This window comes from Leclercia sp. UBA5958, assembly GCF_002430365.1.
Taxonomy (GTDB): Bacteria; Pseudomonadota; Gammaproteobacteria; order Enterobacterales; family Enterobacteriaceae; genus Enterobacter; species Enterobacter pneumoniae.
In genome coordinates this window covers 123,420-148,313 of sequence record NZ_DJCE01000004.1, presented here as the reverse complement: position 1 = coordinate 148,313, position 24,894 = coordinate 123,420, and the positions used below count along the sequence as shown (strand labels likewise).

The 24,894-nt window shown below is 55.1% G+C and carries 28 protein-coding genes and 1 other RNA gene; 17 read left to right on the top strand and 12 right to left on the bottom strand.

The window, feature by feature from the left end; genetic code table 11:
* The first annotated feature begins 20 nt into the window (after positions 1-20).
* From exuR to B2Q93_RS05170, 10 genes are all read left to right on the top strand, one after another.
* Complete coding sequence (exuR, locus tag B2Q93_RS05215; RefSeq protein ID WP_046885807.1) at positions 21-797, top strand: transcriptional regulator ExuR; 777 nt, start codon at positions 21-23, stop codon at positions 795-797.
* 348 nt (positions 798-1,145) lie between these two features.
* On the top strand, positions 1,146-1,808 hold the full coding sequence (gene yqjA / locus B2Q93_RS05210) for a DedA family general envelope maintenance protein YqjA (RefSeq protein WP_040073932.1): 663 nt from the start codon (positions 1,146-1,148) through the stop codon (positions 1,806-1,808).
* Positions 1,792-2,184: an EnvZ/OmpR regulon moderator MzrA gene (gene mzrA, locus B2Q93_RS05205; protein WP_286932062.1), complete on the top strand. Its 393-nt coding sequence runs from the start codon at positions 1,792-1,794 to the stop codon at positions 2,182-2,184. Before yqjA ends, mzrA begins: the two co-directional genes overlap by 17 nt.
* A gap of 154 nt (positions 2,185-2,338) precedes the next feature.
* On the top strand, positions 2,339-2,707 hold the full coding sequence (locus tag B2Q93_RS05200; RefSeq protein WP_040073930.1) for a DUF1090 domain-containing protein: 369 nt from the start codon (positions 2,339-2,341) through the stop codon (positions 2,705-2,707).
* Positions 2,708-2,736: 29 nt separating this feature from the next.
* The gene (locus B2Q93_RS05195) at positions 2,737-3,042 is read left to right on the top strand and encodes a DUF883 family protein (protein WP_040073929.1); all 306 of its coding nucleotides are present in this window, start codon (positions 2,737-2,739) and stop codon (positions 3,040-3,042) included.
* Positions 3,043-3,044: 2 nt separating this feature from the next.
* The gene (locus B2Q93_RS05190) at positions 3,045-3,443 is read left to right on the top strand and encodes a phage holin family protein (RefSeq protein ID WP_040073928.1); all 399 of its coding nucleotides are present in this window, start codon (positions 3,045-3,047) and stop codon (positions 3,441-3,443) included.
* Entirely contained in the window at positions 3,440-3,739 is a 300-nt protein-coding gene (locus tag B2Q93_RS05185; RefSeq protein ID WP_046885805.1) for a YqjK-like family protein, read from the top strand. Before B2Q93_RS05190 ends, B2Q93_RS05185 begins: the two co-directional genes overlap by 4 nt.
* A 210-nt stretch (positions 3,740-3,949) precedes the next feature.
* Complete coding sequence (locus tag B2Q93_RS05180; RefSeq protein WP_040073926.1) at positions 3,950-4,342, top strand: DoxX family protein; 393 nt, start codon at positions 3,950-3,952, stop codon at positions 4,340-4,342.
* A gap of 68 nt (positions 4,343-4,410) precedes the next feature.
* The gene (locus B2Q93_RS05175; protein ID WP_263617234.1) at positions 4,411-5,397 is read left to right on the top strand and encodes a glutathione S-transferase family protein; all 987 of its coding nucleotides are present in this window, start codon (positions 4,411-4,413) and stop codon (positions 5,395-5,397) included.
* Between the two features lie 106 nt (positions 5,398-5,503).
* Positions 5,504-5,869 carry a DUF805 domain-containing protein gene (locus tag B2Q93_RS05170; protein WP_286932058.1) on the top strand — a complete coding sequence of 122 codons (366 nt, stop codon included), beginning with the start codon at positions 5,504-5,506 and terminating at the stop codon, positions 5,867-5,869.
* 37 nt (positions 5,870-5,906) lie between these two features.
* Here the strand turns inward: B2Q93_RS05170 and B2Q93_RS05165 are convergent, their stop codons facing one another.
* Positions 5,907-6,803, bottom strand: coding sequence for a LysR family transcriptional regulator (locus tag B2Q93_RS05165; protein WP_040073923.1), 897 nt, complete (start codon positions 6,801-6,803; stop codon positions 5,907-5,909).
* A gap of 105 nt (positions 6,804-6,908) precedes the next feature.
* Here B2Q93_RS05165 and B2Q93_RS05160 point away from each other — a divergent pair, with 105 nt between their 5' ends.
* Positions 6,909-7,610 carry a pirin family protein gene (locus B2Q93_RS05160; protein WP_233800511.1) on the top strand — a complete coding sequence of 234 codons (702 nt, stop codon included), beginning with the start codon at positions 6,909-6,911 and terminating at the stop codon, positions 7,608-7,610.
* A 49-nt stretch (positions 7,611-7,659) separates the two neighbouring features.
* Here the strand turns inward: B2Q93_RS05160 and B2Q93_RS05155 are convergent, their stop codons facing one another.
* The 7 genes from B2Q93_RS05155 to garP form a co-directional block, all read right to left on the bottom strand.
* The gene (locus tag B2Q93_RS05155) at positions 7,660-8,961 is read right to left on the bottom strand and encodes a serine dehydratase subunit alpha family protein (protein WP_233800509.1); all 1,302 of its coding nucleotides are present in this window, start codon (positions 8,959-8,961) and stop codon (positions 7,660-7,662) included.
* Positions 8,962-8,981: 20 nt separating this feature from the next.
* Positions 8,982-10,313, bottom strand: a complete 1,332-nt coding sequence (locus B2Q93_RS05150) for an amino acid permease (protein ID WP_233800507.1) — start codon at positions 10,311-10,313, stop codon at positions 8,982-8,984.
* Positions 10,314-10,593: 280 nt separating this feature from the next.
* An RNA gene (gene rnpB, locus B2Q93_RS05145) (RNase P RNA component class A) lies at positions 10,594-10,971 on the bottom strand.
* A 32-nt stretch (positions 10,972-11,003) separates the two neighbouring features.
* Positions 11,004-12,149: a glycerate 2-kinase gene (garK, locus tag B2Q93_RS05140; protein ID WP_046885799.1), complete on the bottom strand. Its 1,146-nt coding sequence runs from the start codon at positions 12,147-12,149 to the stop codon at positions 11,004-11,006.
* Between the two features lie 60 nt (positions 12,150-12,209).
* Positions 12,210-13,100: a 2-hydroxy-3-oxopropionate reductase gene (gene garR, locus B2Q93_RS05135; protein WP_046885798.1), complete on the bottom strand. Its 891-nt coding sequence runs from the start codon at positions 13,098-13,100 to the stop codon at positions 12,210-12,212.
* A 31-nt stretch (positions 13,101-13,131) separates the two neighbouring features.
* Positions 13,132-13,902 carry a 2-dehydro-3-deoxyglucarate aldolase gene (gene garL / locus B2Q93_RS05130; RefSeq protein ID WP_046885797.1) on the bottom strand — a complete coding sequence of 257 codons (771 nt, stop codon included), beginning with the start codon at positions 13,900-13,902 and terminating at the stop codon, positions 13,132-13,134.
* A gap of 15 nt (positions 13,903-13,917) precedes the next feature.
* A complete protein-coding gene (gene garP, locus B2Q93_RS05125) occupies positions 13,918-15,252 on the bottom strand; it encodes a galactarate/glucarate/glycerate transporter GarP (RefSeq protein WP_040073917.1) in 1,335 nt (444 codons plus the stop codon).
* A 410-nt stretch (positions 15,253-15,662) separates the two neighbouring features.
* Between garP and garD the strand changes: the two genes are divergently transcribed.
* The gene (gene garD / locus B2Q93_RS05120; protein ID WP_040073916.1) at positions 15,663-17,234 is read left to right on the top strand and encodes a galactarate dehydratase; all 1,572 of its coding nucleotides are present in this window, start codon (positions 15,663-15,665) and stop codon (positions 17,232-17,234) included.
* Positions 17,235-17,378: 144 nt separating this feature from the next.
* Here the strand turns inward: garD and rsmI are convergent, their stop codons facing one another.
* Complete coding sequence (gene rsmI / locus B2Q93_RS05115) at positions 17,379-18,242, bottom strand: 16S rRNA (cytidine(1402)-2'-O)-methyltransferase (protein WP_286932055.1); 864 nt, start codon at positions 18,240-18,242, stop codon at positions 17,379-17,381.
* Positions 18,243-18,304: 62 nt separating this feature from the next.
* Between rsmI and B2Q93_RS05110 the strand changes: the two genes are divergently transcribed.
* Genes B2Q93_RS05110 through dolP form a run of 4 tightly spaced genes read left to right on the top strand, consistent with a single transcriptional unit; the run spans position 18,305 to position 22,020 of the window.
* Entirely contained in the window at positions 18,305-20,470 is a 2,166-nt protein-coding gene (locus B2Q93_RS05110) for a penicillin-binding protein activator (protein WP_286932054.1), read from the top strand.
* Complete coding sequence (locus B2Q93_RS05105) at positions 20,428-20,823, top strand: YraN family protein (protein WP_286932052.1); 396 nt, start codon at positions 20,428-20,430, stop codon at positions 20,821-20,823. The genes B2Q93_RS05110 and B2Q93_RS05105 overlap by 43 nt, the downstream gene beginning before the upstream one ends.
* Before the next feature lie 21 nt (positions 20,824-20,844).
* On the top strand, positions 20,845-21,435 hold the full coding sequence (gene diaA / locus B2Q93_RS05100) for a DnaA initiator-associating protein DiaA (protein ID WP_006178740.1): 591 nt from the start codon (positions 20,845-20,847) through the stop codon (positions 21,433-21,435).
* A 9-nt stretch (positions 21,436-21,444) separates the two neighbouring features.
* Positions 21,445-22,020: a division/outer membrane stress-associated lipid-binding lipoprotein gene (gene dolP, locus B2Q93_RS05095; RefSeq protein WP_040073912.1), complete on the top strand. Its 576-nt coding sequence runs from the start codon at positions 21,445-21,447 to the stop codon at positions 22,018-22,020.
* A 62-nt stretch (positions 22,021-22,082) separates the two neighbouring features.
* Here the strand turns inward: dolP and B2Q93_RS05090 are convergent, their stop codons facing one another.
* Positions 22,083-23,120 (bottom strand): permease, encoded by a 1,038-nt coding sequence (locus B2Q93_RS05090; protein WP_046885794.1) that lies wholly within the window; start codon positions 23,118-23,120, stop codon positions 22,083-22,085.
* A 40-nt stretch (positions 23,121-23,160) separates the two neighbouring features.
* On the bottom strand, positions 23,161-23,805 hold the full coding sequence (locus tag B2Q93_RS05085; protein WP_046885793.1) for an NAD(P)H-binding protein: 645 nt from the start codon (positions 23,803-23,805) through the stop codon (positions 23,161-23,163).
* Positions 23,806-23,932: 127 nt separating this feature from the next.
* On the opposite strand from B2Q93_RS05085, the gene B2Q93_RS05080 reads away from it, so the two are divergent.
* The gene (locus B2Q93_RS05080) at positions 23,933-24,451 is read left to right on the top strand and encodes a type 1 glutamine amidotransferase domain-containing protein (protein ID WP_040073909.1); all 519 of its coding nucleotides are present in this window, start codon (positions 23,933-23,935) and stop codon (positions 24,449-24,451) included.
* Here B2Q93_RS05080 and B2Q93_RS05075 read toward each other — a convergent pair.
* Positions 24,431-24,865, bottom strand: coding sequence for a YhbP family protein (locus B2Q93_RS05075; RefSeq protein ID WP_286932049.1), 435 nt, complete (start codon positions 24,863-24,865; stop codon positions 24,431-24,433). The genes B2Q93_RS05080 and B2Q93_RS05075 overlap by 21 nt on opposite strands.
* Between the last annotated feature and the right edge of the window lie 29 nt (positions 24,866-24,894).

Below are 24,894 nucleotides of genomic sequence, written 5' to 3'. Positions count from 1 at the left end.
GTACCCTGCCTGGAGCGCATATGGAAATCAACGAACCCCGTCGTCTTTATCAGCAACTTGCTGCCGAGCTGAAAGATCGCATCGAGCAAGGCGTCTATCTGGTGGGCGATAAACTGCCTGCGGAGCGTTTCATTGCCGATGAGAAGAGCGTCAGCCGCACCGTGGTTCGTGAAGCTATCATTATGCTGGAGGTCGAAGGTTACGTCGAAGTGCGTAAAGGCTCCGGCATTCATGTTATCTCCAGCCAGGCAAAACACTCCCCGGCACCGGACGAAAGTCTGGAATTTGCCAGTTACGGCCCCTTTGAGCTTCTGCAGGCGCGTCAGCTTATTGAAAGTAATATCGCCGAGTTTGCCGCCACCCAGGTGACCAAACAGGACATCATGAAGCTGATGGAGATCCAGGATAAAGCGCGACAGGAAAAATGTTTCCGCGATTCCGAATGGGATTTGCAATTCCATGTCCAGGTGGCGCTCGCAACGCAAAACACGGCACTGGCGGCGATTGTTGAAAAAATGTGGACTCAGCGCGTTCATAACCCGTACTGGAAAAAACTGCACGATCATATCGATTTGCGCACCGTCGATAACTGGTGTGACGATCATGACCAGATCCTTAAAGCCTTGATTCGAAAAGATCCGCATGCGGCGAAGCTGGCCATGTGGCAGCACCTGGAGAACACTAAACAGATGCTGTTTAACGAAACGAGTGATGACTTCGAATTTAACGCTGACCGTTACCTTTTTGCCGAAAATCCGGTTGTTCACCTTGATACTGCCGCAAGCGGCACAAAATAGTTTTCTTCTCTGCTGGCGGGCGCATCATTGCGCCTTCTGGCGTCTTTGGGTAAGCAAACCTCTATAGTGTCAGCCTTTGTAAATACCCTCGCGTCCCCTCCCTGGGTTAAGCCAAAATCACATCATTATCCTCGCGAAATTCTGTGACGCAGAACCGCGGGGTTTGTTACAATTAGATGCAATTTGCATTTCTGTAAGTTAGTGCTTGCTTACCCAGCCATTTAACAGGGAACAGTTCTGGCCACACAATGTGTCCGCGAGCGATCATAATGTCTTTATAAAAACTATCGCCGTGCTGTTTTGACCCGGTTGACGGGCATGACGTTAACCGATTTCCAGGAACACTGAATGGAACTTTTTACCCAATTACTTAATGCCTTATGGGCCCAGGATTTCGAAACCCTGGCCAATCCTTCCATGATTGGCATGCTCTATTTTGTCCTGTTTATGATTCTGTTTCTTGAAAACGGCCTGCTGCCCGCCGCGTTTTTGCCGGGCGATAGCTTGTTGGTGCTGGTAGGGGTGCTCTGCGCAAAGGGAGCGATGGCCTTCCCGCAAACGGTAGTGTTACTGACCATTGCCGCCAGCCTGGGCTGTTGGGTGAGCTACATTCAGGGGCGATGGCTGGGCAATACGCGTATTGTGCAGAACTGGCTTTCGCATCTTCCGGCGCACTACCATCAGCGTGCGCACCATCTGTTCCATAAGCATGGTCTTTCCGCCCTGCTGCTTGGCCGTTTTATCGCGTTCGTCCGAACTCTTTTACCTACCATAGCCGGCCTCTCCGGCCTGAACAGCGCCCGTTTTCAGTTCTTCAACTGGATGAGCGGCCTGCTGTGGGTACTGATTCTGACCACCCTGGGCTACGCGCTGGGCAAGACGCCGGTGTTCCTTAAATATGAAGACGCGCTAATGTCTTGCCTGATGTTGCTTCCGGTGGTGCTGCTGGTGTTTGGCCTGATTGGCTCACTGGTTGTTTTGTGGAAGAAAAAACATGGGAGTCGGGGTTAACGTGCGCCTCTCAATGCGACAGTTTACTTACGCCATGGTGGCGCTGTGTATGCTCAGCGCCATGCTGCTGGTCTGGAAAGCGCTCCAGACCCACGAGTCTACGCTGGCGATTCGCCCGGTGATTCAGGGTTCGAGCGTGCCAGATGGCTTTTCCATCTGGCACCATCTGGATGCTAATGGCATTCGCTTTAAAAGCATTACGCCTCAGAATGACGTGCTGTTAATCACCTTTGACTCCAGCGCCCAAAGCGCTGAAGCGAAAAAGGTGCTCGACCGTACGCTGCCGCAGGGTTATATCATCGCGCAACAGGATGATCCTAACCAGGCTGCACTCTGGCTCACTCGCCTGCGTGATACCTCTCGCCTGGCGGGCTAAACTTCCAGGATTCTGAATCTTTTCACCCACTTTGGTGATATCGCCGTTTACTTACTATGCTTAAGTACGCGGAGCACCTCTCGATGTACTCCGCAGCACTCTGGAAAATCGGCATTTCGTTAGGATTTGCCGTTAACAATGGAAGGTTTCAATCATGAATTACCGCATCGTTCTGGGTCTTGCCCTTTTTTCAATTAGCACAGCGTCTTTCGCCACTTCCCTGTGTCAGGAGAAGGAACAGGATATCAAGCGTGAGATCAGTTACGCCGAAAAGCATAACAATCAGAGCCGCATCAGTGGCCTGAAAAAAGCGCTGAGTGAAGTACAGGCGAACTGTACGGACAGTAAGCTGCGTGCTGAACACCAGAAAGATATTGCTGAGCAGAAAGAAGAGATTGCCGAACGCCGTCAGGATCTGGTGGAAGCAAAAGCGAAAGGCGATGCGGATAAGATCGAAAAGCGTGAAAAGAAACTGAAAGAAGCGCAGGAAGAGCTGCATGCGCTGGAGTCTCGCGATTATTAAGCCAACGGAAGTCTTAACAGGAGAGAATCATGTCCAAAGATACCACATCGGAACATCTGCGCGCTGAACTGAAATCCCTGGCGGATACCCTGGAAGAGGTGCTGAATACCTCTTCAGACAAATCAAAGGAAGAGCTGAGCAAACTGCGCAGTAAAGCCGAGAGCGCCCTGAAAGACAGCCGTTATCGCCTGGGTGAGACAGGTGACGCGCTGGCCAAACAGACCCGTGAAGCAGCCGCTCGCGCGGATGAATATGTACGTGATAACCCGTGGACCGGAGTGGGCATTGGCGCCGCTATCGGTGTCGTTCTGGGTGTCCTGCTGACGCGTCGTTGATTATGGAAGATCCTCGTCAAGCACAAGGCCCTGCAAAAAACGTCCTCGGCATTGGGCAGCGTATTTTAACCACTCTGGTTGGCATCGTGGAGACACGCGTCAGGCTGGCTGTGGTTGAACTTGAAGAGGAGAAGGCCAACCTCTTCCAGATGCTGCTTATGCTGGGGCTGACCATGCTCTTCGCCGCCTTTGGCCTGATGAGCTTGATGGTGCTGATTATCTGGGCGATTGATCCTCAGTATCGTCTGAACGCCATGATCGCGACTACCGTAGTATTGCTGGTGGCAGCCCTGATTGGCGGGATTTGGACGATGCGCAAAGCGCGTCAGTCAAGCCTGCTCCGTCATACTCGTCATGAACTGGCCAACGACCGGTCTCTGCTGGAGGATGACAAGTCGTGAGTGACAAATCAGATCGTCAACAGCGAAAGGCGTTTCTGCTGAGCCAGATCCAACAGCAGCGGTTGGATCTGTCCGCCAGCCGTCGCGACTGGCTAGCCGTAACGCGTTCGTACGATCGCGGCTGGAATACCTTTCTGAGCTTACGCTCATGGGCGCTGGTTGGCAGCAGCGTGATGGCTATCTGGACGGTACGCCATCCCAATCTTCTTGTTCGCTGGGCACGTCGCGGTTTTGGCGCATGGACCGCATGGCGACTGGTTAAGTCGACCCTTCGCCAGCAACAGCTGGGTAATTAGCCCCACTCCGCAGGCCGGGTTAGTCCTCTTCCGGCCTGCGCACCCCTTTCTGATTGCTCAATATCTTTGATTAAGATTGACAGTTTTCCTTGCTAACAATTGCCAATCGCCCCGTTTAATATCCTCTCCATCGACAGCAAATGCGCGGCAGGTGCCCGGATTTGCGGAAAAATAAAAATCAGCAGCCCTTGTGGTTTCGTGGAGAGTAAAATGAAAAAATTAGAAGATGTTGGTGTACTGGTTGCGCGTATTTTGATGCCGATTCTGTTTATTACAGCAGGCTGGGGCAAAATCACTGGTTACGCAGGAACGCAACAGTATATGGAAGCCATGGGCGTACCGGGGTTCCTGCTGCCTCTGACCATCCTGCTTGAGTTTGGCGGCGGTCTGGCAATTCTGTTCGGTTTCCTGACCCGTACCACCGCGCTGTTCACCGCAGGCTTTACTCTGCTGACGGCATTCATCTTCCACAGTAATTTTGCAGAAGGCGTGAACTCTCTGATGTTCATGAAAAACCTGACTATCGCAGGCGGTTTCCTACTGCTGGGTATCACCGGTCCAGGCGCATTCAGCATCGACCGTGTGCTGAATAAAAAGTGGTAAGCCGATTACCCGAGTAAACTTGAAGCGAGGAGATATCTCCTCGCTTTGGCTATCTGAAGGAGGAAAAAATGGGACAACTTGTTGACGGCGTCTGGCAGGATACCTGGTACGACACCAAATCTACCGGAGGACGTTTTAAGCGTTCTGTTTCTGCCTTCCGCAACTGGCTCACCGCCGACGGCTCCGCCGGCCCGAGCGGTGAAGGCGGCTTCGCGGCGGAGAAAGACCGTTATCATCTCTACGTTTCACTCGCCTGTCCGTGGGCGCATCGCACACTGATTGTCCGCACGCTGAAAGGGCTGGAATCGCTGATTCCTGTTTCGGTCGTTAACCCGCTGATGCTGGAAAACGGCTGGACCTTCGACAAGGATTTCCCGGCCGCCACGGGCGATGACCTCTATCACCACGATTTTCTCTATCAACTCTATCTGCGCGCCGATCCACACTACACTGGACGCGTCACCGTTCCGGTATTGTGGGATAAGAAAAACCAGACCATCGTCAGCAATGAATCAGCTGAAATTATCCGCATGTTCAATACCGCTTTTGATGCTCACGGCGCGCGGGCGGGCGATTATTATCCCACTGAACTGCGGGAAAAAATTGATGAGCTGAATAGCTGGATTTACGACAACGTCAATAACGGTGTTTACAAGGCCGGGTTTGCCACCAGCCAGGAAGCTTACGACGAGGCTGTCGAGAAAGTCTTTGAGTCGCTGGAGCGCATTGAGCAGATCCTTGGCCAGCATCGCTACCTCACCGGCGATCGACTGACAGAAGCCGATATTCGTCTGTGGACAACGCTGGTACGTTTCGATCCGGTCTATGTCACCCACTTTAAATGCGATAAGCATCGCATCAGCGATTATCTGAACCTGTATGGTTTCCTGCGCGACATCTACCAGATGCCAGGGATTGCCGAAACGGTCGATTTTGACCACATCCGCACCCACTATTACCGCAGCCATAAAACCATCAACCCAACGGGTATTATCTCCATTGGTCCATGGCAGGATCTGAACGAACCGCATGGCCGTGACGTCCGTTTCGGCTAAATATTCAGGGCATCAATTGATGCCCTTTTTTTATTCACAATCTCCGTCTATTCTTACCTCGATCGCTTATAAAACAAGTGATTGACTGATTATTGAGGCAAGATATATGGACTGGTATCTCAAAGTACTGCGCAACTACATTGGATTTGGTGGCCGCGCCCGCCGCAAAGAGTACTGGATGTTTGTTCTGGTGAACTTCATCCTTATCCTCGTGCTGGGCATCCTCGATAAAATGCTCGGCTGGGAGCGCGCCGGGGGCGAAGGGGTGCTGACGACGATTTATGGTCTGCTGGTTCTGCTGCCGTCCTGGGCCGTTCTGTTCCGGCGCCTGCACGACACTGACCGATCGGCGTGGTGGCTGTTGCTGGTGCTTATTCCTATCGTCGGCTGGCTAATTATTCTGATCTACAACTGCCAGGCTGGCACGCCGGGTGAAAACCGCTTCGGGCCGGATCCTAAACGGCAAGCCTGATACCTTGCCCGGCGGCATTGCGCCACCGGGCATGCGCTTATTTGACGGTAAACAGCTTCTGGATCTCGCGCAGGCACCAGGATTTGGCCTCGCCCATGCTGTCCCGACGCCACGCCATAATGATATCCACTTCGCTGGTGTACTCCGGGCTGACCACGCGCAGGCGCCCTTCAGCAATATCTTTTTCCACAAACGGATAAGGCATAGTGGCGACGCCCAGCCCGGCCAACAGCGCCTGGCGTTTATCTTCCAGCGTACTGACGGTGAGACGCGGCTGCTTATCCAGCAGCTGCACGGTCAGTACCGGACGTTCACGGGCGGTATCGGCCACCGCCACACCACGGTACTTCACGCGGGTAACTTCTGAGAGCGGCTCGGGCTCGTCATGAATCGGATGATCCGGGGCAGCAACATAGACATTCATTACGCTATAGAGCTTACGGGAGTTGATCTCAGACGAGGATCGGAAGTGCATGTCCGGCGCAATGACAATATCTGCCCTGCCCGTTTCAAGACGCTCCCACGCCCCTGCCAGCACCTCGGTGATGATCGACAGCTGCGTATTGGCTTTATCCGCCAGTCTTTCTACCAGCGGGAAGAGCGCGTGCGTCGGGACGAGCGCTTCTGTTACCAGAGTGAGATGAGTCTCCCAGCCGCGAGCCAGAGCCTCTGCATCGGTAGTGAGTTTATCAGCCGCCTCCAGCAGTACACGCCCGCGCTCAAGCAACATGCGGCCAACATTGGTGAATTTTGTTCGATGACCGGAGCGGTCAAATAACACCACATCCAGCTCTTCTTCCAGCTTCTGCATGGTGTAACTCAGGGCTGACGGCACGCGCCCCAGCTCGTCTGCAGCCGCAGCAAAGCTGCCACGTCTGTCAATCGCGTCCATGACGCGCAGCGCTTCAAGCGTCAGTGCTCTCTCTTTAGCCATAACGTTATCATTCAGGAAATTTGAACATAGTGGGCAGAATATCTGGCTAACAATGCAGCGTCCATACCTTTACCATTGTTTTAGTGTAAAGAGAGGTCAAGCATTATGATTACTACAAGAACTGCAAAGCAGTGTGGACAAGCCGACTTCGGTTGGTTACAGGCCCGCTATACCTTTTCCTTTGGACACTACTTTGACCCGAAACTGTTGGGCTACGCCTCACTGCGCGTGCTGAATCAGGAAGTGCTTGCACCAGGCGCCTCCTTCCAGCCACGTACCTATCCTAAAGTGGATATCCTTAATGTGATTCTGGAAGGCGAAGCCGAGTACCGCGACAGCGAAGGCAATCATGTCCAGGCGAAGGCCGGTGAAGCGCTGTTGATTGCCACCCAACCAGGCACAAGTTATAGCGAGCATAATCTCAGCAAAGACAAAACGCTGACCCGCCTGCAGCTGTGGCTGGACGCATGCCCGGAGCGTGAAAATGCACCGGTTCAGAAGATGGTATTGCAGGACGGTAAGCAGCAACTGCTCGCTTCGCCGGACGGCAGCCAGGGTAGCCTGCAACTGCGCCAGCAGATTTGGCTGCATCATATTGAGCTGAAGAAAGGCGAGGAGCTTAGCTTCCAGCTGCATGGCCCGCGCGCCTATCTGCAGTCGATTCACGGCACGGTACATGCCGTCACGCATGCGGAAGGGAAAGAAGCGCTAACCTGTGGTGACGGGGCGTTTATTCGTGATGAAGCGAATATTACCCTGGTCGCCGATTCACCGCTGCGGGCATTGCTGATTGATTTGCCGGTGTGACGATAATCCCTGCTGACCCTCTCAGAAAGAGAGGGTCAGGGGAAAGGCGTTACACTTTGCTCATCATAATCTCAATGATCTGCTTATCCGTGGCCTGCATTGAGCGGCATGCCAGCGCGCACAGATTTGCGATCGACTGTTCCACATCCTGCGCAACTATCCCTTCATTGCCCGTCACGGCAGACTCCTCCAGTGCCATCATCACCGCTTTCCAGGCACTGGATACGCTGGTAGAGACCTTCATGGCGCAGCTGTTCGCCGCCCCGTCACAGATGATGCCACTGACATCCCCGATCATACTGCCGATCGCCATCGCCATCGTCTGGTAGTTGCCGCCCATTAGCCAGGCCATGCCTGCTGCTGCTCCCATTGCTGCCGTCGTGGCGGCACACAGTGCCGACAATCGCGGAAGCTGGTTATGGATGTAGATGGCCACCAGATGAGACAGCATTAACGCCCGTGCCAGCATGTTCTCGTCGGCCTGAACATATTCAGCAACGACCACGACCGGCATAGTGGCAGCGATCCCCTGGTTGCCAGAGCCTGAGTTACTCATCGCCGGCAGTGTCGCTCCGCCCATGCGTGCGTCCGAGGCGGCGCTGGTGCGAATAACAATCTCCGACGCAAGATCCTGCGCCATCCAGCCACGCTCGCGCTGTTTTTGCAGCGTAGCGCCGATATGGAGACCCCATTTCCCGCTCAGCCCCTCGCGGGAAAGCGCATCGTTGAGCCGGGCGGCCTCCAGGATGAAGCGGATATCCGCAAAGGGAATGTGCCCGGCAAATTCAAAGATCTGCGACAGCGTAGCCGTGGAAAGTACAGCCAGGGGATCATCGTCGTTGTGCTCTACCTTCTCATTGCGATGAAAACATGTTTTTCCGCCGCAGGTAATCTCGATCACACGCGTATGTTCACCGGCAATGGTCACCGAGGCTGACTCATCATCTGCATAGACGCAGGCGCGGGAATAGAGGATCTCATCGCACGGCACCTGCAAGTTTATCTGCACTTTACCGGCATCCAGCAACGCTTTAGCCCTGGTGAGCGCCTCGGCTGAGGCCTCTTTGAGCACTTCCAGCCCGCCCTGTGGATTGCCCCCCAGCGCCCCCAGCGCCGCGGCAACAGGCAGCCCGACCATCCCGGTTCCTGGTACCGTTACCCCCAGCCCGTTTTTCATCAGATTTGGCGATACCCACGCTTCAATGTGCGTTACCGGCTTCGTGAGTTGCCCGGCGGCAATCGCGCAGGCCAGTGCCAGAGAGATGGGTTCGGTACAGCCAAGGGCAGGTTTTACTTCCGCCCGGACAGCGCGAATAAAAGGGTTCCATAAAGGATTCGTGAACTCAGATATCTTAACCACCTAAATGAACCTCAGGAGAAGGCGAGGAAAGGAGAAACGCAAAGCAGCACGCCGGTGATAATAATGATCATCAGCGATACGCCTTTGTATTTATGCAGTGCGGGGACTTTATAGACCAGCCAGGCAGGAATTAAGCACCCCACCATGCCAAAGATAGGACTGCAAATAGAGGTGAAGCTCAGTACCGGCGCATTTAAGACAATGGCGCTCCAGGCCAGTAAAATGGCGAAAAGCATGATGCCGCGCTGTACCAGGGATTCATTAATTTTTTCTGCCGGCATCCTGCGGCGCAGAATATTCATCACGATGCCCTGTGTGGCTTCGCGAAAGCCGAGATACACACCGAAGAACGCGGTCATAACGGCAAAAATATTGAGGATGACGCTGACAATTTTGACCCAGCTCGCCCCCTCGCCGCTAATAAATTGTGCCGCAATCGCCAGCGCGGAAATATTCTGTTCATACGCTTTTACCGCATCGTCATGCCCCATCGCCAGCGTGAAAGAGACCGCGTAAAAGAAGACCGTGACAAACAGAATGCCGAAGGCGATATTCATCGCCCGCAGCGCTTTATAGCGCGCGACTTCTACCGACTTTTCTCGCGAGCGATAAGAGATCACCATCGGGCTTAACGTCTGAATAAAAAGAATCGAAGTGAGCGTAAAGGGCAGCGTGATAATGGCGTTTTTAATCAGCAGTCCGACGGGCGGCAGCATACCCACGTTGGCTAAGTGCCAGAGCCCAATCATCGACAGCCCCAGCGCCGCGACGACAAACAGCTTTGTAAGCACCATCAGACTTGAAACCTTAAATAAGAGCTTTTCACCGCGCGATGAGATCGCCACCAAAATACAGATCAGCAGCAAGCCGTAGAAGGGATTTTCCGAAAGCAGGCCGTCGGTAATGCCAAAGGTGTGTAAATAAGAGGCGCTGTCATTGGTGATCGCGGTGGAGTAGACAAACATCCAGATCACCAGCATCACGAAATAGAGTGCGCCCAATAAAATCCCCCAGTTCTTGCCCAGGTAGCCGCTAATAACGCTCGGATAATCTTTGCATTCTGGTGATTCCGCCAGCGTATTAATAAAGAGACGCTGGAAGAGATACATCGCCGGATAACCGATTATCGAGGAGAGCAGGAATACCCACAGGCCCATTAATCCCACCTGGACCGGGAGAAAAACAATTCCCGCACCTATCGCCATGCCGATACTCATAATGATCCAACCGGTATCGGTACTGTCGAATTTAATGGCTTCTTGCCATTCACTTTCACCCATTCCCGCTCGCATTGCCGCAGGGGAATCCGTGACCATCACGCTGCTATTTTTCGCCGTATCCATAAGGCTCTCGCTTATTGTGTAGGGTATAGAGTTCTCATTTTTGGGTCTGTGCTCATCAGCGATAATGAGCCAGAGATGTGCAGGCGCGAATTATTGGAATGGGGAAAATCATACCCGCAGGTGAAGAGAAAAAAGTCACAATATTAATAAGGCTTTTCGAAAATTAGAGCAAAAATTGCTCCTGATTGTGTGCCTAAAGGAATGATTTTCTTGGTATTAGCGTTGCACGTTAAAAAACATGCCAAAGCAAAAACCCCGCCGAGGCGGGGTTTTATTGAAGAGTTGAAGCTGACCGATAAGCCGGGTTCTGTCGTTGGACAGTCATTCATCTAGGCCAGCAATCGCTCACTGGCTCAAGCAGCCTACCCGGGTTCAGTACGGGCCGTACCATGTGAACCCCTATTTGGCCTTGCTCCGGGTGGAGTTTACCGTGCCACGGACTGTTACCAGCCGCGCGGTGCGCTCTTACCGCACCCTTTCACCCTTACCTGATCCCACTTGCGCGGGCCATCGGCGGTTTGCTCTCTGTTGCACTGGTCGTGGGTTTCCCCCCCAGGCGTTACCTGGCACCCTGCCCTATGGAGCCCGGACTTTCCTCCCCTCCGCCCGTCTCCCCCGAAAGGGACGACGACGAAGCGGCGACTGTCTGGTCAGCTTCGGCGCGAAGTATAGAGGGTTTGCGCCCCGCTGTCACCCTCGCGTGTGCATCCCCACCCTTAAGGTGGCGGCAACATTGCGCGAAGCGCGATAAATATTATCCGATGCGTTACCGAAGGCCTCTTCCAGCGTCCCAATACTGTTCAGCACGCTGAATACGGCATCGATACCATACTGATGCACCACCGCGACGTCGCGGGTCAGACTGCCGGCGATACCAATCACCGGTTTATGATATTTTTTGGCTACGCTTGCCACGCCCACCGGCACTTTGCCGTGAATACTCTGGCTGTCGAGGCGCCCTTCCCCTGTGACTACCAGCGTACAATCGTGAATATGTTCTTCCAGATGCAGGGCCTGGGTGACAATTTCGATGCCGCTACGCAGTTCCGCACCAAGGAAGGCGGTCAGCGCCGCGCCCATACCGCCTGCCGCGCCGGCACCCGGCATATTTTTCACGTCGATACGCAGCGATGCTTTAATCACGTCGGCGAAGTGCCCAAGATTGGTATCCAGCTCGACAATCATCGCCTCCGTCGCCCCTTTCTGTGGGCCGAAAATCCTCGAGGCGCCCGTCTCCCCCACCAGCGGGTTGGTCACGTCACAGGCCACGCGGATAGCGCAATGCTTCAGGCGCGGGTCGAGGCCGCTGGTATCAATATGATTCAGCGCCACCAGGCTTCCGCCGCCATAACCAATGTCGGTGCCATTAGCATCCACCAGCCGGGCCCCCAGTGCCTGGACCATGCCCGCGCCGCCGTCGTTAGTGGCGCTACCACCGATGCCAATAATGATATTACGCGCCCCTTTATCCAGCGCAGCGAGGATCAGCTCCCCGGTGCCGCGAGAGGTGGTTGTTAAGGGGTTACGTTGTGCCGGAGGCACCAGCGCCAGGCCGCTGGCCGCCGCCATCTCGATAAAAGCCGTGGTGCCATCGCCAGAGATACCCCAGCAGGCATTCACCGTTTCACCCAGTGGCCCGGTGACGGCAGCATGCTGTAGCGCGCCGTTAGTGGCGGCGATCATCGCTTCAACCGTGCCTTCGCCGCCGTCGGCGACCGGAACAGAGACATATTCTGCGTCGGGGAAAATTTCCCGAAATCCTTTTTCTATTGCCTGCGCTACCTCGGTAGCGGAGAGACTTTCTTTGTAAGAGTCAGGGGCAATTACGATTTTCATAGTTATAGCCTGTTACCGCTCGAGGCAGAAATACCGGGCGCGTCCCCGCGCCCTTCTTCGTTAGCGCGTGATTTCCACTTTCGCCAGTTTTTCGTAATAGCATGCGATTGCGCTGTGATCCGCCGTGCCCAGTCCATCTGCACGCAGCGCCTGCATCATCTCCATAACCGCTGCGGTGAGCGGCAGCTGCGCCCCTACGCCGTGAGAGGTATCCAGCGCGTTCGCCAGATCTTTGATATGCAGATCGATACGGAAGCCAGGCTTGAAGTTACGATCCATCACCATAGGTGCCTTCGCATCCAGCACGGTACTGCCCGCCAGGCCGCCACGAATGGCCTGATAGACCAGGTCCGGGTTAACACCTGCTTTGGTTGCCAGGCTCAGCGCTTCGGACATCGCGGCGATGTTCAGCGCGACGATCACCTGGTTCGCCAGCTTGGTCACGTTACCGGCACCGATTTCGCCGGTATGAACCACGGAGCCCGCCATCGCTTTCATCAGGTCATAATATTTGTCGAAGATCGCTTTATCGCCGCCCACCATCACGGACAGGGTGCCGTCGATCGCTTTCGGTTCACCGCCGCTGACCGGCGCATCCAGCATATCTACGCCTTTCGCCTTCAGCGCTTCGCTGATTTCGCGGCTCGCCAGCGGGGCGATAGAACTCATATCAATGACCACCAGGCCCGGCTTCGCCCCTTCAATAATGCCGCCTTCACCCAGCGCCACCTCTTTTACGTGCGGGGAGTTTGGCAGCATCGTGATAATCACATCGCACTGCTCTGCAATGGCTTTCGCAGAGGCGGCTGTTTCTGCCCCGGCGGCAATCACATCCGCAATAGCGTCGGGATTACGGTCAGCAACCACCAGTGAGTAACCTGCTTTGATGAGGTTTTTACTCATTGGTTTACCCATGATACCCAGGCCAATAAAACCAACTTTCATCGTCATAATTGCGTCTCTCTCTTTCTCTCAGTGGTGATTATTTTTTAAAGGAATCCGCTAATTTCTGCGTGGCGGAACGGAATACGCCCAGGTCACTGCCTACGGCGACGAAGGTTGCGCCCCACTCCAGATAACGACGGGCATCAGCCTCAACCGGCGCCAAAATGCCGCACGGCTTACCGTGTGCCTTGGCGCGGGCAAAAATATGCTGAATAGCACGCTGTACGTCCGGGTGGTTGGCATTACCCAGGTGACCAAAAGCGGCAGCCAGATCGCTTGGCCCGACAAAGATACCGTCTACACCGTCGGTGGCGGCGATAGCGTCCAGGTTATCCACCCCCTGCTGGCTTTCAATCTGTACCAGGATGGTGATGTTTTTGTTGGACTGCGCTAAGTAGTCCGGCACGGTGCCAAACATGTTGGCGCGATGAGAAACCGATACGCCACGGATCCCCTCCGGCGGGTAACGGGTAGAGGCCACCGCCTGCACCGCCTCTTCTTCACTCTCCACAAACGGAATCAGGAAGTTGTAAAACCCGATATCCAGCAGGCGTTTGATGATCACAGGCTCGTTGGTCGGCACGCGCACGACCGGCGCACTGTGGCTCCCCTTCAGCGCCATCAGCTGAGGAATAAAGGTGGTGACATCGTTCGGGGCATGTTCGCCGTCCAGTACCAGCCAGTCGAAACCTGCCAGGCCCAGCACTTCGGTGCTGATGGGGCTCGCCAGAGCAGACCAGCAGCCGATTTGGATCTCTTTTGCCGCCAGCGCAGCTTTGAATTTGTTCGGGAAGATATCGTTACTCATCGCTTATACCTTTGCTTATTTCTGCAATTCCATACGTTTGATGTCGCCTACCACGAACAGGTAGCAGACCATCGCCATCAGCGCCGAACAGCCTACGAAGACCAGCGCCGCGTTAAACGAATGCAGCTCACTTACCAGATAGCCAATCACCAGCGGAGTGACGATTGACGCTACGTTACCGAATACGTTGAATACCCCACCGCACAGGCCGACAATCTCTTTCGGCGCGGTATCGGAGATAACGGGCCAGCCCAGCGCGCCAAAGCCTTTTCCAAAGAATGCCAGCGCCATCAGCATCACCACCAGCGTGGTGTTATTGGTGTAGTTACACAGAATGATGGTCGAGGCCAGCAGCATCCCGAGCACGATAGGTAATTTACGTGCCAGCGTCAGTGACATACCGCGTTTAATCAGGTGATCCGAGAACACACCGCCCAGAACACCACCGGCAAAACCACACAGCGCAGGGATGGAGGCGACCAGGCCCACCTTCAGAATCGACATCCCCTTCTCCTGCACCAGGTAGATAGGGAACCAGGTGAGGAAGAACCAGGTAATGGTGTTGATAAAGTATTGACCAAAAAAGACGCCCAGCATCATGCGGTTAGTCAATAACTGCTTGATATAATGCAGCTTTGGACCATTCGCTGCTTTGTCGCCGGGCTTTTTGTGATCCATATCGACCACGGCGCCATTCTCAGAGATGAATTTCAGCTCTTCAGCAGACATGCGCGGATGGTCGGTCGGGTTGTGAATGAACTTCACCCACATGCCGGTCAGCACAAAGCCAATGACACCCATAACGGTAAAGACATGTTCCCAGCCCCAGGCAAAGGTCAACCAGCCCAGCAGCGGGGAGAACAGCGCCAGCGAGAAGTACTGCGCAGAGTTAAAGATCGCCGATGCGGTGCCACGCTCTTTGGTCGGGAACCAGGCAGCCACGATACGGGCGTTTGCCGGGAAGGAGGGCGCTTCCGAGAAGCCGAGCATAAAGCGCATGAAGAACATCGACACACCGGCCCAGGCCAGCGGGAACATATCGACAAAGCCCTGCAGGAAGGTAAACAGGGACCAGAAGAACAGACTGTAGGTATAGACTTTTTTGGAGCCAAACTTATCCAGCAGCCAGCCGCCCGGGATCTGCATCAGCAGATAAGCCCAGCCGAATGCGGAGAAGATATATCCCATCGACACGGCACTTAACTGCAGCTCCTTTGCCACTTCCGTCCCGGCAATCGATAAGGTCGCGCGGTCAGCGTAGTTAACCGCAGTCACAATAAAAATAATCAGCAATATTAAATGACGGGTATGAATACCCTTTTTCGTTTCTACAGCAGTATCCAGGCTCATATATAATTCCTCGGGCACATCGCTATACTTTTTATTATTTTAAGAAGAAGTTTCCCTGGTTATTTTAGACAGCAGGCAATATCAATTAATTAACCAGATACAATGAAATCGAGAATAAGTATAAACATCAGAATCAACCTGCACATTGTGTTAAAGCTCAATTATCAGGCCAATAAAGAATAATATCTTGAGCATATGCACAACATCCTGGGCGCTGATGCACAGATTTACGCATAAGCCGCCAGTCGCAGCGCCCTCTCTCCCCGATGAGTGATCATGATCACATTTTTATTCCCGGAGTCCTGACATTCTTTATTCAACAAGACCGAGACTTTATTTCTGACAATAAGAAAATAAGCATCCTCTTATCGACTTTTAATATCTAAAACTTCGCTGGAGAATACTGAACAATGGCCGACATCGAAATTCGTCAAGAGTCGCCGACGGCGTTTTATATAAAGGTGCATGACACCGATAACGTGGCGATTATTGTTAACGATTATGGGTTAAAAGCAGGAACCCGCTTCCCGGACGGACTGGAGCTGATTGAGCATATCCCGCAGGGACATAAGGTGGCGCTGGTGGATATTCCGGCGAAAGGCGAAATTGTTCGTTACGGTGAAGTTATTGGCTACGCGGTGCGTGCTATTCCACAGGGCAGCTGGATCGATGAATCACTGGTCGAACTGCCAAAAGCCCCACCGCTGAATACCCTGCCGCTGGCGACCCGCGTGCCGGAGCCGCTGCCGCCGCTCGAGGGTTACACCTTTGAAGGCTACCGCAACGCAGACGGCAGCGTAGGTACAAAAAATCTGCTCGGCATTAGCACCAGCGTACACTGCGTAGCAGGCGTGGTGGATTATGTAGTGAAAATCATTGAGCGTGATCTCCTGCCCAAATACCCGAACGTCGATGGCGTGGTAGGACTTAACCACCTGTACGGCTGCGGCGTGGCGATCAACGCCCCGGCGGCCATCGTCCCCATCCGGACCATTCATAACATCGCCCTGAACCCCAACTTCGGCGGCGAGGTGATGGTCATCGGGCTCGGCTGTGAAAAACTGCAGCCAGAAAAACTGCTGATGGGCACCGAAGATGTGCAGGCTATTCCGGTGGATGACGCCAGTATCGTGCGTCTGCAGGACGAGCAGCACGTAGGCTTCCGTTCGATGGTCGACGACATTTTACAGGTGGCCGAACGCCATCTGGCGAAACTTAATCAACGCCAGCGTGAAACATGTCCGGCTTCCGAGCTGGTTGTGGGTACCCAGTGCGGCGGCAGCGATGCGTTTTCAGGCGTGACCGCGAACCCGGCGGTCGGCTACGCCTCGGACCTGTTTGTACGCTGCGGTGCCACGGTAATGTTCTCTGAGGTCACGGAAGTGCGTGACGCAATCCATCTGCTGACCCCGCGCGCCGTCAATGAAGAGGTGGGTAAACGTCTGCTGGAAGAGATGGCCTGGTACGACAACTATCTTGATATGGGTAAAACCGACCGCAGCGCTAACCCCTCTCCGGGCAACAAAAAGGGCGGCCTGGCAAACGTGGTGGAGAAAGCCCTCGGCTCGATTGCCAAATCTGGCCAGAGCGCCATTGTGGAAGTGTTGTCCCCGGGTCAGCGCCCAACCAAACGTGGCCTGATCTACGCGGCGACCCCGGCGAGCGACTTCGTCTGCGGCACCCAGCAGGTGGCCTCCGGTATCACCGTACAGGTGTTCACTACCGGACGCGGCACCCCGTACGGCCTGATGGCGGTTCCGGTGATCAAGATGGCCACCCGCACCGAGTTAGCAAACCGCTGGTTTGACTTAATGGATATCAACGCTGGCACCATCGCCACCGGTGAAGAGAGCATTGAGGATGTGGGCTGGAAGCTGTTCCACTTTATTCTGGATGTGGCGAGCGGCCGTAAGAAAACCTTCTCTGACCAGTGGGGCTTGCACAATCAACTGGCGGTGTTTAACCCGGCGCCAGTTACCTGAGTTGGCAGTAAACCTTGCTTAGCATGGCTTCGGCCATGCTTTTTTTTATTCTGCATTCAGCGCAGGATGCCGGCCGAGGGTGTCTGCCGTTAAGCGATCTCAACGGCCTGATTGAGGCTGGCCGGTGTGATACCGGCTCACCGCTTACTCCCCTTGCTGCTCCAGGGCGTATTTATACAGCGCATTTTTTTTCACACCGTGGATTTCGGCGGCCAGCGCGGCGGCTTTCTTCAGGGGAAGCTCGGCCTGCAACAGCGCCAGGGTGCGCAGCGCATCGGCAGGCAGCGCGTCCTCTTCGGCTTTGTGGCCTTCCACAATCAGCACCATCTCGCCCTTACGACGGTTCTCGTCCGCTTTAACCCACGCCAGCAGATCGCCGACGGGCAAGCCATGGATCGTCTCCCAGGTTTTAGTGAGCTCGCGTGCCAGCACCACGTAGCGCGACGTTCCCCAGACGGCGACCATATCTTCTAAGCTCTCCAGCAGGCGGTGGGTGGATTCATAGAAAATAAGCGTGCGCGATTCGGCTTCCAGCGCTTTAAGAACGTCGCGACGTCCTTTCGATTTTGCCGGTAAGAAACCTTCATAGCAGAAACGATCGGAAGGCAGACCCGCAGCGCTTAAGGCCGCGATGGCGGCACAGGGGCCAGGCAGTGGCACTACGCGGATGCCCGCTTCCCGGCAGGTACGCACCAGGTGGTATCCAGGATCGTTGATGAGCGGCGTGCCGGCATCTGATACCAGGGCAATGTTCTGCCCCTCTTTCAGCTTCGCGACCAGCGTCTCTGCCTTTTGCTGCTCATTATGGTCGTGCAGCGCGAACAACCGCGCGCTGATAGCGAAATGCTGTAGCAGTAATCCCGTATGGCGAGTGTCTTCAGCGGCAATTAAATCAACGCTTTGCAATACGGTGAGTGCACGTTGGGTAATATCAGACAAATTCCCGATGGGAGTAGGTACAATATACAGTTGACCCTGAGAATTATCTGCCGTTTCGTGTTGTTTCATTGTTTCATCCGTATTGCCGATTTAATATTGAGCATGCGTAAAAAAATATCACTGGATACAGTATGGTACCCTTAACGTTTCTTCGTAACAAAGTCACGCGCAGCCTTCCCCTTGTGGTAGCCGCGCTGATTTTTGCAGGCTGTGGCACCCAGGCGCCCGATCAGACGACTCCTCACATGGAGGGCACTGCTCAGGCTGATTCCGGCTATTATCTGCACCAGATGGAGCAGAGCTCGAATGATACCAGGATCAACTGGCAATTACTTGCCATTCGTGCACTGCTGAAAGAAGGCCAAACCCAGCGGGCAAGCGAACTGTTTAACCAGTTGCCGCAGGATCTCACCGACAGCCAGCGTCGCGAGCAGCAGCTTCTTGCCGCTGAGCTGAAAGTGGCACAGAACGACGCTGCTGGCGCGAAAAAGATCCTTGCCGATATTGACGTCAATGCACTGGAAAACAACCAGCAGGCACGTTACTGGCAGGCCGTCATCACCACCGAGCAAGGCCGCCCTTCCCTGACGCTTCTCCGTGCTCTGATTGCACAAGAGCCTTTGCTGGCAGGGGACCTGAAGCAAAAGAATATTGATGCCACCTGGCAGGCGCTGTCGTCCATGACGCAGGATCAGGCCAGTAAGCTGGTGATCAACGCCGATGAAAACATTCTGCAGGGCTGGCTGGATCTTCAGCGCGTCTGGTTTGATAACCGCAATGATCCCACGATGTTGAAAGCGGGTATTACCGACTGGCAGACCCGTTATCCCAACAACCCTGGTGCTAAAATGCTACCAACGCAGCTGGTGAACGTGCAGAATTTCAAACCTGCCTCCACCAGCAAAATAGCGCTGCTGCTGCCTTTAAATGGCCAGGCAGCCGTATTTGGACGCACCATCCAGCAAGGCTTTGAAGCCGCGAAAAACGGCACCACGGCGGTGACGGGGAGCGCAGTACCGGCGCAGACAGCTCAGGCTGCAAACGTGAATGACGTTGTTAGCCCTTCTGCGGCAGAGACCAGCGATCTGACGGCGACCCAGCCGCAGGGCACGATGCAGAACCCGGTTACCGCCCCTACCACCCCATCCGCAGCCCCGGCGACCCAGCAAGCTCCGCAATCGCAGGCTACCCCGGCGACGAATGCGGCAGCCACGGAGCAGCCGCAGAGCACGGAGCCACAACAACAGGCGGCACAACCGCAGACTACTGAGCCACAACAACCGGCTGCGCAACCGCAGGCCGTAGCAGCGACCACGGCGAACCCGGGCGCTGAGCTGAAGATTTATGACACCAGCGCACAACCTTTGGATCAGGTGCTGGCTCAGGTTCAACAGGATGGCGCCAGCATCGTGGTGGGGCCGCTGTTGAAAAACAACGTGGAAGAGCTGATGAAGAGCAACACCTCGTTGAACGTGCTGGCGCTTAATCAGCCAGAGCAGGTACAGAACCGCGCCAATATCTGCTATTTCGCCCTCTCTCCTGAAGACGAAGCCCGCGACGCCGCACGTCATATTCATGAACAAGGTAAGCAGGCTCCCCTGTTACTGACCCCACGCTCTACGCTGGGCGATCGCGTCGCGAATGCCTTTGCCCAGGAGTGGCAACAGCTGGGTGGCGGCATCGTGCTGCAGCAGAAATTCGGCTCAAGCTCAGAGCTGCGCGCCGGAATTAACGGCGGCGCAGGTATCGCGCTGAGTGGCAGCCCGGTCACCGCCAGTCTGCCGCAGCAGCAGGGTGTGACCATCGGCGGCCTGAACATACCGGCTCCACCAACGGATGCGCAAATCTCGGGTGGCGGTAAGGTCGATTCAGCGTACATTGTGGCCACGCCGGAGGAGATCGCCTTTATCAAACCGATGATTGCCATGCGCAATGGTAGCCAGAGCGGCGTGACGCTGTATGCCAGCTCCCGCAGCGCGCAGGGCACCTCTGGCCCTGACTTCCGTCTGGAGATGGAAGGTCTACAGTACAGTGAGATCCCTATGCTCGCCGGCAGTAACCCGGCGCTGATGCAGCAAGCACTCGGCAGCGTACGTAACGACTACTCGCTGGCCCGCCTGTACGCCATGGGCGTTGATGCCTGGGCGCTGGCAAACCACTTCTCTCAGATGCGTCAGGTACCCGGCTTTGAAATTAGCGGCAACACCGGCGATCTGACCGCGACTCAGGACTGCGTGATTAACAGGAAGTTATCATGGCTCAAATACCAGCAGGGGCAGATCGTCCCGGCCAGTTAAGCCGTAAACAGACCGGCGACGCATGGGAATTACAGGCGCGTCGCTGGCTGGAGAGCAAGGGACTGCGCTTTATCGCCGCGAACGTCCGCGCGCGCGGCGGTGAAATTGACCTCATCATGAAAGAGGGCCGGGTGATGGTGTTTGTCGAGGTTCGCTACCGACAAACATCCCACTTTGGCGGTGCCGCCGCCAGCGTGACCCGGGCCAAGCAACAAAAATTATTACAGACCGCCCGCGTGTGGCTTGCCCGCCATAATGGGAGTTTTGATACTGTGGATTGCCGGTTCGATGTGGTAGCCTTCACCGGAAACGCCATCGAATGGCTTAAAAACGCCTTCGGCGAAGACGCGTAAACCAGATCGTTAAGGGATATTGTGCTCGATAGAATTAAGGTGTGCTTCACAGAAAGCATTCAGACTCAGATAGCCGCGGCAGAAGCGCTGCCGGATGCCATCTCACGCGCCGCGATGACGCTGGTGCAGTCCCTGCTCAATGGCAACAAAATTCTGTGCTGCGGTAATGGTACCTCGGCCGCCAACGCCCAACATTTCGCCGCCAGCATGATCAACCGGTTCGAAACGGAGCGTCCGAGTTTACCCGCCATTGCACTTAATACCGATAACGTGGTCTTAACAGCGATTGCTAACGATCGTCTTCACGATGAAATCTATGCCAAGCAAGTCCGTGCGTTAGGGCATGCCGGTGATGTGCTGCTGGCTATCTCTACGCGCGGTAACAGCCGCGACATCGTCAAAGCCGTAGAAGCGGCCGTCACTCGCGATATGACTATCGTGGCGCTGACGGGATACGACGGTGGCGAGCTGGCCGGGCTTTTGGGTCCGCAGGATGTGGAAATTCGCATTCCCTCTCACCGCAGTGCGCGCATCCAGGAGATGCATATGCTGACGGTGAACTGTTTATGCGATCTGATCGATAACACGCTTTTCCCTCACCAGGATGATTAAGGAGTCAACATGAAGGCATTTTCGCCCCTCGCAGTCCTTATTTCTGCGCTGCTGCTTCAGGGATGTGTCGCCGCAGCGGTCGTGGGTACTGCCGCAGTGAGCACCAAAGCCGCAACCGACCCACGCTCCGTGGGCACGCAGGTAGATGACGGCACCCTTGAGTTGCGTGTAAACAGCGCGTTGTCCAAAGACGAACAGATTAAGAAAGAAGCGCGCATCAACGTTACCGCTTATCAGGGCAAAGTTCTGCTGGCAGGCCAGGCGCCCACCACCGAACTGGCATCCCGTGCGAAGCAGATCGCCATGGGCGTTGAAGGTGCGACAGAGGTGTTCAACGAAGTGCGTCAGGGGCAGCCAATCGGTCTGACCACTGCGTCATCGGATACCTGGATCACCACCAAAGTGCGTTCGCAGCTGTTGGGTAGCGATCAGGTGAAATCTTCCAACGTAAAAGTGACCACCGAGAACGGTGAAGTCTTCCTGCTCGGTCTGGTTACCGATCGTGAAGGCAAAGCGGCAGCGGATATCGCCAGCCGGGTGAGCGGCGTGAAGCACGTCACTACCGCCTTTACCTTCATCAAATAACCTTCTTGCCCTCAAGAAGGTCTTACAACAGGCCGGATGCGCTTAATGCCATCCGGCTTTTTTTATACCAGCGCAATGCTTCCCACAATGATTCCACTCAGCGCAACCAGCATCCCCGTCAGCCACAGCGCTTTTGCCGGGAATGATTTACGCAGCATGATAAGCGATGGCAGGCTAACCGCCGGAAGCGTGATGAGTAGCGCCAGCGCTGGGGCGACGCCCATACCCGCCAGCATCATGGTTTGCACAATCGGGATCTCGGCGGCAGTAGGAATTACAAATAACATACCGGCCACGGCCAACGCGATCACCCACAGCAGCGAGTTTTCAACGGCACCGTCCGCATGCGGGAAGAGCCAGACGCGGGCTGCGCCAAGAACCAGTACCGCAAGGATATAGACCGGGATCGTGCTCCAGAAGAGCTGCCAGAGCGCTTTACCCCAGCGCGACAGGAAACTGCCCTGCGGCTCCGGGAGTTCGACCTGCAGCGGCGCAGGGGTCACGGCGGTCTCTTTCACCAGTCTCTGTACGAGGGTTGCCACCACCAGCACAGTCAACAGACCCGCGACCAGACGAATAAAGGCAAAATGCCAGCCAAGCACGAAGCCCATAAACACCAGCGTGGCGGGGTTGAGCAGCGGGTTGCCCATCCAGAATGCCAGCGCCCCGCCCATCGACACCTGCTGGCGACGCATCCCGGCGGCCACCGGCGCGGCACAGCAAGTGCACATCATGCCCGGCAATGAGAAGAGCGTACCCAGCAGCGTCCCCTGAAAACGGGGTTTCCCTAAAGTTCGCAGCAGCCAGTTACGTGGGATCAGCACCTGGATCAGCGAGCCAAGTAATACCCCTAGCACCGCAGCTTTCCATACGGCCAGGAAGTAGACCAGCGCATAGTCCCACGCCGCCTGCAGCGGGCTGCTGTTGGCGTTAGCGAGAATTGATTTACCGATCGAGTGGGTATCGGCGGCAGTAAAGGCTTTGCCGTAATAGGGCTGCCACTTCACATACCAGAGCCCAATAATAACAACGAGAAAAAAGAGAGCGGGCTTCCACCACTGCAGTGGTGTTGCCGCCTGAGATGAAGACTGACCAGTCATAGCATTCCCCGGGGAGTGTTTTTAATTTTGCCCGGGGATATTACGCCTCGCCTTTTGAAATTTCATGCAGTTTTGCTGAAGGGATAATATTTACCCCCTCTCTGGAGGGGGAAAGCCCCTCGCTCAGCATCGCTCTGGCCACTTCGCGTCCGTCGATTGATTTCCAGTTGCCCGGTAGCAGTGAGAAGAGAGGGGCAAACAGCGACTCGCTAAAACGGTGCTTTTCACGCTCACCCAGGAGCATGGAAGGGCGAACGATGGTCAGCCGTTCCCACTTCTGCGCGATTAGCGCCTCCTCCATCTTCCCCTTCACTTTGTTGTAAAAGAAGGGAGAGCGGGCGCTGGCCCCCATTGCGCTGACCACCAGGAAGTGTTTAGCGCCCAGCTTTTTCGCCGTCAGGGCGGTATCCACGACCAGGGTGTAGTCCGCATGGATAAAAGCCTCTTTGCTGCCCGCTTCGCGCCGGGTGGTTCCCAGACAGCAAAAAGCGATATCAATCGGGTCCTGGACCTGCGCCAGCGCATCGCTCAACTGCGGATCGTGAGGGTTAAAAACGCCCGAAATATCCGCCAGCGGACGACGCGTGGGGGCGGCAATATAATTTACCCGCCGATCCTGAATTAACATCCGCAGTAGATGCCCGCCCACCAGTCCGGTGGCGCCGGTAATTAGCACCTGACTCATTTTTTTCCCCTTTGCAGAATAGTCCGTAGGCGATTTTGCCCTGCTCGACCACACTTAAAAGTCTGTGAGGTAAGTATTTACCACAAACGTAGAAAAATCTGTCTGAAGCCAAATCAACGGAGGAAACATGAGCAAGAAAATTGCGGTCCTGATTACCGACGAGTTTGAAGATTCAGAATTCACCTCACCCGCTGAGGCGTTCCGCAAAGCGGGACATGAGGTCATCACCATTGAGAAAGAGACCGGCAAAACCGTCACGGGGCATAAAGGCGAGGCGAAAGTGACCATCGATAAAAACATTGATGAGGTCAGCCCGTCAGATTTCGACGCCCTGCTGTTACCCGGTGGCCACTCCCCGGACTCGCTGCGCGGAGATGACCGTTTCGTTACCTTTACGCGCGATTTCGTTGCCAGCGGGAAACCGGTGTTCGCCATTTGCCATGGCCCCCAACTGCTGATCAGCGCGGATGTGGTGCGCGGACGTAAGCTGACCGCGGTTAAACCGATCGTCATTGATCTGAAAAATGCCGGGGCAGATTTTTACGACCAGGAAGTGGTGGTCGATAAAGACCAGCTGGTCACCAGCCGTACGCCAGACGATCTGCCTGCCTTTAACCGGGAAGCGCTACGCCTGCTCGGCGCGTAACCAGTGCAGTTTTTTACCAAAGCCCAGCGTGTTATCGATGAACTTCAGTTCATCGAGTCGGATCTCCCATACCGGCGCTAACATTGCTGCGGCAATTGGGAAGCGGCGGATGTAATGCTTACGCATCGCGTCGCTTTCCTCTCCCTCCAGGCGGCGAATCTCCCCTTTAAACTGCACACCGCGGATCAGCGCCACGCTTTTTGGCTGGCCATTGACAGTGCCTGCTACTTTCGCCTGATGCCCGGTCATTTGTGCGTGACGCGTCTTATCTTCGCTTAAGACGTAGAAAGCCACAGCCTGGGGATCGTAATAATAGAAGGCATTCGCACACCACATTTCGCCCTCGTGATGTACGCACCAGGTCACGACGTGCTGCTTTGCCAGCCAGCGGTTAATGGTGGGCAGTGTTTCCATTTTGCGTCTCTCTTGCTAAGGTGCGTTCA